Below are 13,614 nucleotides of genomic sequence, written 5' to 3'. Positions count from 1 at the left end.
AACGGCCAATGCTTCAAAAAAGGCTTTTCTCTGGCGAGCCCCTGCTCTATAGTTTTTGTGCTGCCGCAAAATCGGCAGCCGGGCGTAGGAACCCGTGTTTAACTATGGCGACACAACACGCGCCAGGCGTGTTTTTTTATGTCGTAGCCTTAGCGCACCTGTTACTTGCTCAGTGGTTTTTGTACCTCTGTGCTTATCAAGCAATGGTGGCTCAGGCGGGGCAGCCTTCGGGCTGGCCGGTTTCCATAGTTGCCGGTATTCCTACCCCCGTCTGGGCTACCACCCAAAAGTGTAGGAACTTCGGTGGTAGCTGTAATCAGCTAACTATGGAGGCCAATATTTTGGCTACTACCCTCGCATCCTTACACCCAAAATTTACGTTCCTGTTCGCCGCCGTTCGCCGCAATGAACCTAAAGCGCCGGTCTGCATGCTGCGCTCCACCGCCGACAGTGAACATTCTGCCCGTCGCCTGTTAGCCCGCGACTATGTGCTGTGCTTTGCCGGTCGCCTGCCCGCTCAGGAGACCGCATGAACAAGCTCGCTTCCTTCTATTTCCCCAACACCCATTACCCTATTCCGCACGCTGATTTCCTGCGCCTGCAACATGCACACAACGTCGGCGTGATGTTCCTCGACATGCTTGATACTCAGGACACCTTCGGGCATGTACCCAGCGGCGATCAGCTGAATTCCATGGCCTCCGTTGTTGCGCTGCTGACTGACCAGCTCGGCAAAGTGGTAGACACCTGCGAGACCGCAATAAAAACGCAAATGGAGGATGTCTACGAATGAATACGACTCAGCAGTCCTGCCTGCCGGTTGAAGTGCTCACCGCCATCTACCGGCGCGCCCTGGCACAGGCTTATCTCGATGCCTGTACCGCCTACGGCGTTGAAACCGGCTACTCGCTTGATGAACTGCAAATGACCATCGCGAAGGAAGTCGAAAGTTACTACGTCCGCCAGCACGGTACAAAGCTGGGTATGGACATCGCCTGCGCCATGCTCCGCGATATGGTGCAGCCCGATATTCTGGTAGCAAAACCCCGCCTGACACCGCTTGGAGAATCCATGATGGACGAGCTGTTCCGGCCTTGCCTTCACACCACTCCACATACCACGCTGCACTGACAGAGGCGCACATGACACAAATGATTGTTAAAAACACCGTGAGCGCCGCAAAAGGCCGCTGGCCTCAGCTTCTTTCCGCGCTGGGAATAAACGTTGCCCCTCACGGGCATCATTCTCCCTGCCCCGTTTGCGGGGGAAAAGACCGCTTTCGCTTCGATAATCGTGAAGGAAGAGGCACCTGGATATGTAACCAATGCGGTGCCGGTGACGGATTAAACTTGGTTGAGAGAAAACTGGATATCAGTGTGAAAGAAGCCGCCGTGAAAGTGGCTGAAATTCTGGGAGAGGTTCAGCCTCTTGCGGTTCATCAAGACGAGGCCGCAGTACAACAGCAAAAAGACCATGCCCGCCAAAGGGCAGCAGTACAGGCGAAAGCACTGGTGAACTCCGCCAGCAAAGCGGCAGGCAATGCCTATATGAAGAATAAAGGCTGGCAGGATAAGGAAGTGCTGACGTTACAGGGCAACGGCCTGCGCGTAGGCGGCGTAGATTTCGCGGCGGGTGACCTGGTCATTCCGCTTTATGATTTGTCAGGTAACATGGTCAACGCCCAGCTCATTAACGGATCAGGAGCTAAACGCATGCTTGCGGGTGGACAGGTTACCGGCGCCGCTCATCATTTAGAAGGGAACGACAACACCGTTATCTGGATGGCAGAAGGCTATGCAACGGGTCTGACAATACATGCGCTGACGGGGGAAACCGTGTATGTGGCACTGAGTACCAATAACTTCCCTCATCTGGCTGAGTGCCTTCGGGAGAAATACCCTGACGCCGTGCTGCTAATGGCAGCAGATAATGATCGGAACGGCATAGGGCAGAAGAAAGCGAAAGAAGCCGCAGGTCTGGTCAGCGGAAAGATTGCGCTCCCATTAGTCGCCGGTGACTGGAACGATGTGTTTATGCAGGAGGGACGTGATAAGACTATTGAACAGCTCCGCGCGTTTACTCAAAAATCACCGAATAGTCCTTTCGATACGGTCAGTGACGCAGACCTTAAATCCATGAGCGCGAGCGAGAAAGCGGAACTATTAATAACCCATTATGAACAACGGTTAGCTGTGCCGCAGGTGGGAGATGATCTCTGCCGCTATGAGAATGGCGCGTGGCAGGTATTACCCTACGGCATTCTCAGCCGAGAGATCGCCTCTTTATTTCAAAAGATCCGCGCCCCCTTCTCTGCACCTGGAATTAGCGGGATTATTGATACATTGAAGCTGATGGTTCCTCAAACAGGAAAACCGGCGAGAAGATTGATAGGGTTCCGAAATGGGGTGTTTGATACCGTCACAGGGCATTTTAGCCCCCACAGTCCAAACAACTGGCTGCGAACCGTAAACAGTGTTGATTACACACAACCTAAAGCCGGTGAAAATCTTGCAGAGCATGCCCCTAACTTCTGGCAATGGCTGACGCGGGCGGCAAACCAGCAAAGCGACAAGCAAGAGCGCATTCTCGCGGCGCTTTTCATGGTTCTTGCGAACCGGTATGACTGGCAATTGTTCCTTGAAGTGACAGGACCCGGCGGCAGCGGTAAAAGCGTCATGGCAGCCATAGCGCGCATGCTAGCCGGAGAAGACAACACAACTTCCGCAAGCATTGATACTTTGGAATCCGCACGTGAGCGTGCTTCTGTGGTGGGATATTCATTGATTGTGTTACCCGATCAGGAGAAGTGGAGCGGTGACGGTGCAGGGATTAAGGCAATCACCGGCGGCGATGCAGTCGCGATTGATCCGAAATATCGCGATGCTTATTCAACACAAATTCCGGCGGTTATTCTGGCCGTGAACAACAACCCTATGCAATTCAGTGACCGCAGCGGCGGTGTCTCGCGCAGGCGCGTGATCATCACCTTCCCTGAGGTGATACCCGCCAATGAGCGAGATCCACAGCTGATAGAGAAAATAGGTCAGGAGCTGGCCGTCATTGTTCGCCACCTGATGCAACGTTTTGCCGTTCCCAGTGACGCACGTGAGCTGTTAGAGCAACAACAGAATTCCGATGAAGCACTGGAAATAAAACGCAGTGCTGATCCGTTGGTAGATTTCTGCGGTTACCTGCTCGCTGTCAGCACGCCAAACGGCCTTTATATTGGCAACGCCAACATTATTCCGGCTAACCCGCGCAAGTATCTCTATCACGCATACCTGTCTTTTATGGAGGCGCGAGGGCATCAGCGCCCTATGAGCCTGACGGCCTTTGGGCGGGCCGTACCGCAAACGTTAAGGGAGTATGAGATTGAATTCTTAAAGCGCAAGACCAATCAGGGGATGCAGACTAACCTCACGCTAAACGATGACAGTGAGGCGGATTGGTTGCCGAAGTGCGAGTTATAGTCAATATCTTGAACAGAAATTGGCTTTAGCTGATTTCTGTTCTATTTACTATATACTCGCAGAAATAAAATTTAGCACTAATATTATATTTAATATATCTCTAGAGTTTAAATTCCATATGAAATACGAAAAAAACATTAAATCAAATACAAAAAATTACAGATCATCCTTAATCAAGAAACAATATGCATATTCCTGACAAATTCTTCATGCATATCCACTTTAAAGTTTAATATACTAGAATTGTTCATATTTCTTCATCAAACAATCGAATAAAGCACAAAATTTCATACGCTTATGGACTTATGCGTTTTCTTCCCTTTAGCTCATCATAGCAGCTAAGAAAAGTCAACTCATTGACAATCAATAACATAATAAGAAAAAAATCACTATGCGACAATTTTCAAGAGCAAACATTGATTAAAAAAAAGTCTTATGCTATATAATTACAATTAAGGACGCTCTCCAATCACTTCTAAGACAGAATTTTTATGAACAGAGATACCTTTAGGATTATGTTTGATCTTACAACAAGACAGCCGTGGTTATCTGATAAATTTGAAGCATTAGATCATTTATTATACGAAGAATGTAGCAATAATGAAACTAGAAGTTTATTGATTGATCTTATCAAAAGGTTCGAATTTTTAGATAATGAAAGATATCAAATATTAATGCGCCAAATGGCCATGGAGATAGTAACCGAACCTGAACTTCATGAACAGTCGACATTAATAGCAGCCATGTCAGTTGGTAGTGGTGCCGACAGTGGACAGGCAATTATATACTCACTAAAGGCATTGCTTCCTGAACTAAAGTGGGGGCGACATACATTAATAAATGATGCATTACAAGCATGTAAGACCTTTAATAAGCATGCTCCCTTAAAAGATATCATCCTTGTAGATGAATTTGTCGGAACAGGGCAAACTGTAATTGGAAGAATTAAAGCTATTAAGGCACAGTTCTTAAATTTAAAAAGAGATGATTTTACAGTACGGGTCAAAGTTATCGCTTCCACAGAAACAGGCATTGCAAATATCGAAGCAGAAGGAATTAGCATTACTTCACAAGTTATAGTAAAAAAAGGAATTACTGATTACTATGATGGGCATGCTGCCCAAGAGGGGATTAAATTAATGTTAAACTTAGAGGGTGTACTTTCGAAAGAATATGAAGGCAGAGAAATGCCAACAATGGGTTATGGCAAAGCAGAAGCATTATATTATAGGAAAGACACCAACTTACCAAACAGTGTCTTTCCTATTTTTTGGTGGGCTGAATACTCCAATAAAAAACTCAGAAACACATTGTTAATTCGAGCCATGAGAGATGCCTGATGAAAAAGAAAGACAAGATAAAAATCTCCATTATGAAGATATTATTTTCCGCCAGCAGCAATAAACTAGATAGTTTCTCTGCATTCAAAAGATCACGAATCCCATTTCCTGAATTTACACGGAACCTCAACGATCTTAAAGATGCTGGTTATATTAACATCGATGGAATACTAATAAATATTACAAATTCAGGTCGAGAATATGTGCTCATGAACCATAATTTTTTTGAAGGAGATAATAAATCTTGGAGAGATGTGCCTAAATCTATGCTTGGCTCAAAACTAGATGTAAATTATAAATATGTCCCTAGCATCAGATTACTTGATAAACAACTTAAGAGAAAACTTGACATATGACCAAGCGCTATGTGATATTTAATTCATGGCTTACAGAAGCTAGTATGTTAGAGTGGAGTCGCTCTCATGTTAAGGTTAGAGTTAACCCAGTTCATGAAAATCGCAAATTTTGCAATTTTCATGATGTTGATAATAAAACCTCGCAGCGAAATTTTCGCTGCTCGCTTTTATTATCTGGATTGAATCAGCAAAGTTTTGCGATTCGCAAAACTTTACTGCTCCAATCCACAGGCTAAAGTAATGAAGGTATCTTCTGTAAGCCATTTAAAATATGAAAAATAATGACATAACATCCTGGATAAATTTTTTTAGTGACCGAGGGGTATCGGCAGAACAAGTCGAGCTGTATATTCCTTACATTACTACTCTATTAAAATCAAAATCCCCTATAATTTTCGAAAAACAACATTTAGCTCATCTTATTGGCATTGACGAAACAATACTCGATAAAATGATTTCTTCTCCGAAAAGTTTCTATCGGGAATTTAGCATTCCTAAAAAACGTGGGGGCACTAGAAAAATTTCATCTCCCTACCCATCACTTCTTATGTGTCAAAAATGGATCTATAAAAACATCCTACTTAATGATAAACCACATAATGCATGTCATGGTTTTACACCGTCGAGATCAATTATTACCAATGCATCAGTTCACTTGTCTCAACCATGTTTACTTAAAATTGATCTTAAGGATTTTTTTCCGTCTATTCCAATAAATTGGATTATAAATTACTTCAAAAATAAAGGTTATACACATAATGTATCTTTCTATTTAGCTTCATTATGTTGTAATGACCGAAAAATGGCTCAAGGAGCCTCTACAAGTCCTTACTTATCAAACTTATTACTAAAGGGCTTAGATACACGTTTGAGTAATTTGAGCGAGAAATATCTATTATCTTACTCTCGTTATGCTGATGACATGTGTTTTTCAGGGAAATATATACCTCATAGAATGGTGGAAGTGGTAAAGAAAATTATTGAGAACTATGGACTGTTAGTTAATGATGATAAAACAGCTTTATTAATCAACTCCAATAAAAAGATAATTACTGGGATTTCAGTGTCAGGTGATACGCTTTCTTTACCACGTGAATATAAAAGGAAGTTAAAAAACGAACTACATTTCATTCAAAAACATGGTTACATTTCGCATATAACTCAGCAGAAAATAAAAGACCCCAATTATATTTTCTCTATCTTTGGACGAGTGAATTACTGGCTTCAAATTGAACCAGACAATGAACTTGCTATTAAAGGTAGGCGTCTCTTATTAGATATATTAAAAAACACTTAAAGGAATCCTTTATCTTTTAAAAAATTTAATAACACACTATCCTACCCCCCCCAAAAATAATAGACCTTGCTTATTCTTTCTTTCGAAGTGAAATTTCATTTTTCAGAAAATTTCTAATTTTTTTTAAAAAAAACTAACATGTTGCATGTTGACCATTTTTACGTGACGGTTCATGGATAGTTCAAAGTCGAGTGATCACAAATAACAACCTGATTTTAAAGCATATAATTCAAAAGTGAACACTGTGACCAGTTTTTCCATAAATCTTTATTTATCGCGCAGGCTAGTCAGAGGCACCCTACTCAAAGAGTTCAAAATATGAACATAACGAAGCACGGTTATCTGCATTGGTATACATTTAGGTATACGACAAAAATTTGAATTCATAATTAACCATTTAAAACATCAAGTTATCTATTTATCTCAACTTCCCCCAGCCCACCAAACAAGGTTTCGGTTATTACCAGATAAGACCGTTACCGCAAAGAAAGCCGCAGCCCGCAAGGGTTTGCGGCTTTTTTATTGCCTGTTATCAAACCGCATTTGTGTACCTCTCACGCCCCAAAAAATTTCATTGATCTATTTCTTCGACTAATTTAGAGTTTACTTAAATTAGTAAACTCTAAATTAAAAAATGAAAAATACCGAAATCCGTTTTCTGCAAGAAGGCGCGACTCAGGCGGCACAACTTCTTAAGTCCATGAGTAACACCAATAGATTAATGATTCTTTGCATGCTCATTGACTCGCCAGGCACTTCTGCGGGCGATCTGAGCAGGCTGACCGGATTGAGTCCTTCCGCGACCTCCCAGCATCTGGCAAGGATGAAGGAAGAGGATTTGATTGAATGTTCCAGAGATGAGCAAAGAAGGAATTACTTCATCAAAAATGAATCGATTCGAAAAGTTATCGCAACGTTAAAGGACATTTACTGCCCTGAGGATGTGAAATGATTGTGAAGACCGTAAGTCCATCTGAAGCACAAGAGCTTATGAACAATGGCAGCACATTGATCGATATCCGCGAACCTGCAGAATTTTTGCGTGAACACGTTCCGGGAGCACACTCTTTCCCGCTGTCTGACATCGTATTGGGAAAAAGCATTAAAAATCTTCCGATACAACATCCGGTCATTTTTCACTGTTTAGCAGGCTCCCGGACAACTCAAAATGCCGAGGCACTTGTCAGAGCTGCGGCACCCGTCCCCGTACTGTTGCTTTCAGGAGGAATTAACGCCTGGAAAAGCGCAAATCTTCCAACCGTAGAGGATAAAAAACAGCCGCTTCCGATTATGCGACAAGTTCAAATCGCAGCCGGAACGCTTATCCTTATCGGGATCCTGATGGGATACACAATCGATACAAGCTTATTTCTTTTGTCCGGATTCGTCGGTGCGGGCCTTCTTTTTGCGGGTATCAGCGGCTGGTGTGGAATGGCGATCCTGCTTTCCAACATGCCGTGGAACAGGATTAAAAAATAAGTATGGGGTTTTTAAAAAGCCGCAGCCCGTGAGATGTGCGGCTTTCTGTGCAGTTAGTGCCAGTGATTCTTTTCAAACCTGCCCTTCGCTGCGGAGGAAGCAGATTGGCAGGGCATTTACTGTGCTTCTAAATAGTGCTTGAGCGTCATTCGCAAATCTGGCGTTAATTCTTTGATGTTATTAAGCATCCAGCGCAAATATGCCGGATCATCTTGCGCGATTTCCTCAATTTTTTTACCACGATACTTACCGAACATCATTGTGCTCACCAGCGCAGGACGCCCGGTGATCGTCACCATCTGTTCAGGTGTCCAGCCTGACTCTTCCATAATCCGAATCAATAACGCCGCCGTGATATAGCAGTCAAAAAGCGCACGGTGATGATGAAGCTCCGCAGGCGTTTCCACTTGCAGCTTGAGGGATTTGTATAACCCCATGTTGCTGTACTTGATGCCAGGCCATAAACGTCGCGCAAGTTTGACAGTACAAATCCATTCACCTGACATCTCAGGGAGCATACGCTGGTCAAAGCTGGCGTTATGGGCAACATAATATGGGCTGCCGTGGTAACGAGGAATGATGTCCTCTATCCAGGGTTTATCGGCCACCATGGCTTCAGTTATTTTATGAATTGCCATCGCCTGATAGCTAATAGGACGGTCGGGACGCACCAGATCGCTCATCGGATTGACGATCTGTCCATCTACGATATCGACAGAAGCAACTTCAACCACACCACCTTGCAATCCACAGGTTTCCGTATCGATAACGCGCAACATATTCCACTCCAGATGACCAGCAAACGCCGACTAAAAATGTAAGCGTAAAGGAATGAACTCACTCTGCCAACCGCTGAATCATTGAAAAGTAAACCGTGGCCATCGTTCACTGCTAAATCCAGGAACGACCGCACAGAAACAACGCGGCGGCCACCCTTTCCTGAATTTATCTCTCAAATTAATCTGCCAGCTACTGCAACGACTCATATTGTTTTCGATACTCAACGCAGCGTCAGAAACTGCCCGTTCCCCAGTTTCTCGGGTTGGCTTACATTCATCACCAGGAAGACGTCTGCAACCTGAAAGGAGTTAAACAAGAATGAGGTCTATCGCTGTGTCTCTGAGAGCCTGTTGAGCCTCATCGCTGATATCCGTGTCCGTAATGATGGTGTCGATTTTTTCCATCGGCAGCACCAGGTTATACCCGCGACGACCAAATTTAGTGGAATCGGTGACGACGACAACGCGCTGAGCGGCATCGGCCATAATCCCGCTGATGCTGTAGCCCTCATTAAACGTCGTGATGCCGGTCGCCGCATCCAGACCATCGGCTCCCACGAACATCAGGTTAGCCACGATGCCCTGCAAGGCATACTCCGTGATGTTGCCATGCAATGAACGCGTTTTGTGCCTCAGTGTTCCGCCACAAACAACCAGCGTGATATCCGGGTTCTCAGACAATACAAAAGCCGCCGGTAAGTTATTAGTAATGACCGTGATATCGCCGGATTTCACCAGTTCCTCAGCCAGCAACATAGTGGTGCTACCGCTATCAAGGATCACCGTATCGCCGGGCTTCACCATGCCTGCCGCAGCCTGCGCAATGCGCTTTTTAGGATCGCTGGCCTGAAGATAACGCTCTTCGAGAATCAATTCGTCCTGCGGCTTATCCTGCCCGTCACTTGCCTTGTCTTCACGCTTTGCCGCGCCGCCATGAAACCGGGTGAGTTCGCCTTTTTGACCCAGCAGGGTCAGATCCGCACGAACAGTCACCTCAGACACACCGAAAGCATTCGAAAGCTCAGCAACCTGAACGGTGCCTTTCTGATTCACTAATTCAACAATTTTATTGCGACGATCGTAAGTATTCATCCTGTTTAGTCCAAAACGTCCTATTTCGCACAGTGTAAACAAAAGATATCGAAGTGAGGATAAAAAATTCACGGGGATGTGAAATACAGCACGCTTAGCTTGCCGCCGGCCTCGCCATAAAGCATCCCCCCTCTCTCGCCACTCAATCCAAAATGAAAGAAAATGAATGAAATGACTTACGAAATATTACGATCATCATCACGAAACACAAACAACGCTATTGTTAGACTTTCGAAAAGACACGAATATCTTCGAAAACAAACGGAGGAAAAATGAAAGAAATAATCAGGAAGCATAAGAGTGGCGAAAGTATCGGGATATGCTCAGTCTGCTCAGCTCACCCTTTAGTGATTGAGGCCGCGCTAAGAGAAGATCTGCACAGTGGTCGTAAGGTGCTGATTGAAGCTACATCTAATCAGGTTAATCAGTACGGCGGTTACACCGGTATGCTGCCGATTGATTTTCGCGATTTCGTTCTCGCAATAGCGGAGAAATTGGGGTTTCCGGTTCAGCGTCTTATTTTGGGAGGTGACCACCTCGGGCCAAATTGCTGGCAGAGTGAAAATGCTGAAAGTGCGATGAGCAAAGCGGAAGTCTTGATCGCACGCTACGTCGAAGCCGGATTCAGCAAGATCCATCTCGATGCCTCGATGTCCTGTGCGGACGATCCTGTCCCGCTTGATCCTCTCGTTGTGGCTCAGCGCGCAGCCCGTTTGTGCAAGGTCGCGGAAAAGGTCGCGACACCACAGCAGAAACAGGTGCTGACGTACGTTATCGGGACAGAAGTTCCGGTACCCGGTGGCGAAGCGTCCGCGATCAAGCATGTTCATGTGACCGAAGCCAAAGATGCCAAAGCGACGCTGGATATGCACTATCAGGCATTCCGTGAAGCAGGGCTGGAAAGTGCCATTGATCGGATTATCGCCGTCGTTGTTCAGCCGGGAGTTGAATTTGACCATAGCCGGGTGATCCATTATCAGCCCACTCTGGCAGAGGATTTATCAGCTTTTATCGATCACACCCCGCTGGTTTATGAAGCGCACTCTACCGATTACCAGACCCGTGATTCATACCGACATCTGGTAAAAGACCATTACGCGATCCTCAAAGTGGGTCCGGCACTGACGTTCGCGCTGCGTGAGGCTGTATTCGCGCTGGCCAATATCGAACAAGTCTTGGTTGCACCTGAATCTCGCAGCCAGATCCTCACAGTGATCGACGGCGTGATGCTGGATGAGCCGGGCTACTGGAAGAAGTATTACAACCCGACGTTCAGCCTGTCACTTATTGATCTGCACTTCAGCCTTTCCGATCGCATTCGCTACTACTGGCCACACGCCCGTATTAATCGCGCGATGGAAGTCCTGATCGGCAATCTCCAGTCACTTGATATCCCGCTTGGTTTACTGAGTCAGTACCTGCCAGCTCAGTTTGAACGGGTGATGTCGGGTGAACTTGCCAGCCATCCTCATGAACTGATCATCGACAAAATCCAGGATGTATTACGTGCCTATCACTTCGGCTGCACGCCACAAGTGACGGCCTGTGGAGAATGCAACCATGCATAACTGCCAGGTATTTGTAAAAACAGGCATCGCCTTCGAGGATTACCACGAAGCACTGACGCACATCGGTGAATCTATGGTGCAGGCGGGCGTTGTACAGACCAGCTATCCGCAGGCGTTATTGATTCGTGAAGCGGAGTTTCCAACCGGCATTCAGCTCGAACACCATGCGGTGGCTATTCCGCATTGCGAAGCCATGCACGCCCGCACCCCGTCCATTTATCTGATCCGTCCGGACGCACCAGTGGAGTTTTTCCAGGCTGATGATGAAGGCACTGTCGCAGCTTCGCTGATTATTGCGTTGATCGTCACCCATCCCTCTGAGCAGTTGGTGTTATTGCGCAAATTATTCAGCCAGCTTCAGGAACCCACGTTTTACGAAAGCCTGCTCACTGTGCCTGAAGACCAGCTGGCAGAACTGTTCAAACAACACGTTTTTGTCCCGGCGCAGGAGAAAGCTGCCGCCGTGTAAACCTGAATCCCCTGTACCCAAAGCCTTACAAAAAAATAACACCAAAAAACAGACCATCAAGGAGCCTTACCGTGAAACGAAAAATTATTGTTGCCTGTGGCGGAGCCGTTGCCACCTCAACCCTGGCAGCAGAAGAAATCAAAGAGTTATGCGAAGCACATGGCATCAAAGTGGATCTCGTGCAGTGCCGCGTGACGGAAATTGAAACCTACATGGACGGCGTCCACCTGATTTGTACCACGGCCAAAGTTGACCGCACGTTCGGCAGCATTCCCGTCGTACATGGGATGCCGTTTATTTCCGGCGTCGGTATGGATGCTTTGCGCGAACAAATACTGACCCTGCTGCAGGAGTGAGCCATGTTTACCGAAATAATGCGCTACATCCTCGATCTAGGGCCAACCGTCATGTTGCCCGGCGTAATCATCATTTTCTCGCTGATATTAGGGATGAAATTAGGCGATTCGTTTAAATCTGCCATTCACATTGGCATTGGGTTTGTGGGTATCGGGCTGGTCATTGGTCTGATGCTGGATTCCATCGGGCCTGCAGCGAAAGCGATGGCTGAGCATTTTGAAATCAATTTACAAGTCGTGGATATCGGCTGGCCGGGATCGTCACCGATGACCTGGGCATCGCAAATTGCGCTGGTTGCTATTCCGATTGCTATCGGTGTGAACATCATTATGTTGCTGACCCGCATGACGCGCGTGGTCAACGTGGATATCTGGAACATCTGGCATATGACCTTCACCGGCGCAATGTTGCATCTCGCGACGGGCTCGTACTGGCTGGGGATCATGGGTGTGGTGGTTCATGCGGCGTTTATCTACAAGCTGGGTGACTGGTTTGCCAAAGATACGCGGGACTTCTTCAATCTCGAAGGTATCGCTATTCCTCACGGCTCCTCGGCCTATCTCGGCCCGATCGCCGTGCTGGTAGATACTCTCATTGATAAAATCCCAGGGCTGAACAAGATCCACTTCAGCGCAGATGATGTTCAGAAACGCTTTGGTCCGTTTGGCGAGCCGGTCACTGTCGGTTTTGTGATGGGCCTTATCATCGGTTATCTCGCCGGATATGACATCAAGGGCGTATTACAGCTGGCAGTCAAAACCGCGGCGGTTATGTTGCTGATGCCACGGGTGATCAAACCCATCATGGACGGTTTAACGCCAATTGCACGCCATGCCCGTACCCGCCTGCAGGCGCGCTTTGGAGGACAGGAGTTCCTGATTGGTCTGGATCCGGCGCTGTTACTCGGTCATACCGCCGTCGTATCAGCCAGCCTGATCTTTATCCCGCTGACAATTTTGATCGCCGTGCTGGTTCCGGGAAATCAGGTGCTTCCGTTTGGGGACCTCGCCACCATCGGTTTCTTTGTCGCCATCGCCGTTGCTGTACATCAGGGCAACCTGTTCCGCACGCTGATCTCAGGCTGCATCATCATGAGCATCACGTTGTGGATTGCCACGCAAACCATCGATTTGCACACCCAGCTGGCTGCAAATGCCGGTGCGCTAAGCGCAGGTGGCAGAGTGGCGTCGATGGATCAGGGCGGGTCACCTGTCACCTATCTGTTGATTCAACTTTGCACACTGAAAAACGTTGCCGGGCTGAGCATCATCGGCACGCTTTATGCCATTGGAGTATTCCTCACATGGCGTCGTGCCCACAACTTCACCAAAACTGAAAAACTGGCCGCAGCTCAGGCTAACGCGTAAATCTTCATCCGGCGGGGGAATTCCCCCGCCATAAGGAAAT

15 protein-coding genes are annotated in these 13,614 nt (G+C 46.7%); 13 read left to right on the top strand and 2 right to left on the bottom strand.

Annotated elements, in window-relative coordinates; translation table 11 throughout:
- The first annotated feature begins 8 nt into the window (after positions 1 to 8).
- The 9 genes from ACQZQY_RS09855 to ACQZQY_RS09815 all read left to right on the top strand — a co-directional run bounded on the left by ACQZQY_RS09855 (position 9) and on the right by ACQZQY_RS09815 (position 7,942).
- The gene (locus ACQZQY_RS09855) at positions 9 to 533 is read left to right on the top strand and encodes a host cell division inhibitor Icd-like protein (RefSeq protein ID WP_431297035.1); all 525 of its coding nucleotides are present in this window, start codon (positions 9 to 11) and stop codon (positions 531 to 533) included.
- Positions 530 to 793: a hypothetical protein gene (locus ACQZQY_RS09850; protein WP_120160895.1), complete on the top strand. Its 264-nt coding sequence runs from the start codon at positions 530 to 532 to the stop codon at positions 791 to 793. Before ACQZQY_RS09855 ends, ACQZQY_RS09850 begins: the two co-directional genes overlap by 4 nt.
- A complete protein-coding gene (locus ACQZQY_RS09845; protein ID WP_431297034.1) occupies positions 790 to 1,131 on the top strand; it encodes a DUF5375 family protein in 342 nt (113 codons plus the stop codon). Before ACQZQY_RS09850 ends, ACQZQY_RS09845 begins: the two co-directional genes overlap by 4 nt.
- Before the next feature lie 11 nt (positions 1,132 to 1,142).
- Positions 1,143 to 3,470 (top strand): primase-helicase zinc-binding domain-containing protein, encoded by a 2,328-nt coding sequence (locus ACQZQY_RS09840; protein WP_431297033.1) that lies wholly within the window; start codon positions 1,143 to 1,145, stop codon positions 3,468 to 3,470.
- A 491-nt stretch (positions 3,471 to 3,961) separates the two neighbouring features.
- A complete protein-coding gene (locus ACQZQY_RS09835) occupies positions 3,962 to 4,810 on the top strand; it encodes a phosphoribosyltransferase-like protein (RefSeq protein WP_421589185.1) in 849 nt (282 codons plus the stop codon).
- Positions 4,810 to 5,166: a hypothetical protein gene (locus ACQZQY_RS09830; protein WP_421589184.1), complete on the top strand. Its 357-nt coding sequence runs from the start codon at positions 4,810 to 4,812 to the stop codon at positions 5,164 to 5,166. Before ACQZQY_RS09835 ends, ACQZQY_RS09830 begins: the two co-directional genes overlap by 1 nt.
- 271 nt (positions 5,167 to 5,437) lie before the next feature.
- The gene (locus ACQZQY_RS09825; RefSeq protein ID WP_421589183.1) at positions 5,438 to 6,463 is read left to right on the top strand and encodes a reverse transcriptase family protein; all 1,026 of its coding nucleotides are present in this window, start codon (positions 5,438 to 5,440) and stop codon (positions 6,461 to 6,463) included.
- 634 nt (positions 6,464 to 7,097) lie between these two features.
- Complete coding sequence (locus ACQZQY_RS09820; protein ID WP_431297032.1) at positions 7,098 to 7,415, top strand: ArsR/SmtB family transcription factor; 318 nt, start codon at positions 7,098 to 7,100, stop codon at positions 7,413 to 7,415.
- Positions 7,412 to 7,942, top strand: a complete 531-nt coding sequence (locus ACQZQY_RS09815) for a rhodanese family protein (protein WP_056773103.1) — start codon at positions 7,412 to 7,414, stop codon at positions 7,940 to 7,942. The genes ACQZQY_RS09820 and ACQZQY_RS09815 overlap by 4 nt, the downstream gene beginning before the upstream one ends.
- A gap of 116 nt (positions 7,943 to 8,058) precedes the next feature.
- Here the strand turns inward: ACQZQY_RS09815 and exoX are convergent, their stop codons facing one another.
- Together exoX and ACQZQY_RS09805 are read right to left on the bottom strand one after the other, a co-directional pair.
- Positions 8,059 to 8,721, bottom strand: a complete 663-nt coding sequence (gene exoX / locus ACQZQY_RS09810; protein WP_136376423.1) for an exodeoxyribonuclease X — start codon at positions 8,719 to 8,721, stop codon at positions 8,059 to 8,061.
- Positions 8,722 to 9,030: 309 nt separating this feature from the next.
- The gene (locus ACQZQY_RS09805; RefSeq protein WP_056773108.1) at positions 9,031 to 9,813 is read right to left on the bottom strand and encodes a DeoR/GlpR family DNA-binding transcription regulator; all 783 of its coding nucleotides are present in this window, start codon (positions 9,811 to 9,813) and stop codon (positions 9,031 to 9,033) included.
- Positions 9,814 to 10,085: 272 nt separating this feature from the next.
- Here ACQZQY_RS09805 and gatZ point away from each other — a divergent pair, with 272 nt between their 5' ends.
- From gatZ to ACQZQY_RS09785, 4 genes are all read left to right on the top strand, one after another.
- Positions 10,086 to 11,381 (top strand): tagatose-bisphosphate aldolase subunit GatZ, encoded by a 1,296-nt coding sequence (gene gatZ, locus ACQZQY_RS09800; protein WP_431297031.1) that lies wholly within the window; start codon positions 10,086 to 10,088, stop codon positions 11,379 to 11,381.
- The gene (gene gatA / locus ACQZQY_RS09795) at positions 11,374 to 11,850 is read left to right on the top strand and encodes a PTS galactitol transporter subunit IIA (RefSeq protein ID WP_431297030.1); all 477 of its coding nucleotides are present in this window, start codon (positions 11,374 to 11,376) and stop codon (positions 11,848 to 11,850) included. The genes gatZ and gatA overlap by 8 nt, the downstream gene beginning before the upstream one ends.
- A gap of 71 nt (positions 11,851 to 11,921) precedes the next feature.
- Positions 11,922 to 12,206 (top strand): PTS galactitol transporter subunit IIB, encoded by a 285-nt coding sequence (gene gatB, locus ACQZQY_RS09790; protein WP_056773114.1) that lies wholly within the window; start codon positions 11,922 to 11,924, stop codon positions 12,204 to 12,206.
- A gap of 3 nt (positions 12,207 to 12,209) precedes the next feature.
- Positions 12,210 to 13,574 carry a galactitol-specific PTS transporter subunit IIC gene (locus tag ACQZQY_RS09785; protein WP_056773116.1) on the top strand — a complete coding sequence of 455 codons (1,365 nt, stop codon included), beginning with the start codon at positions 12,210 to 12,212 and terminating at the stop codon, positions 13,572 to 13,574.
- Positions 13,575 to 13,614: the final 40 nt, after the last annotated feature.

The sequence above is a fragment of the Rahnella sp. PAMC25559 genome, from assembly GCF_050632365.1.
In the GTDB taxonomy this organism is placed as follows: Bacteria; Pseudomonadota; Gammaproteobacteria; order Enterobacterales; family Enterobacteriaceae; genus Rahnella; species Rahnella rivi.
Note: the sequence above shows the minus strand (reverse complement) of the source record. Positions and strands in the feature narration are given on the sequence as shown.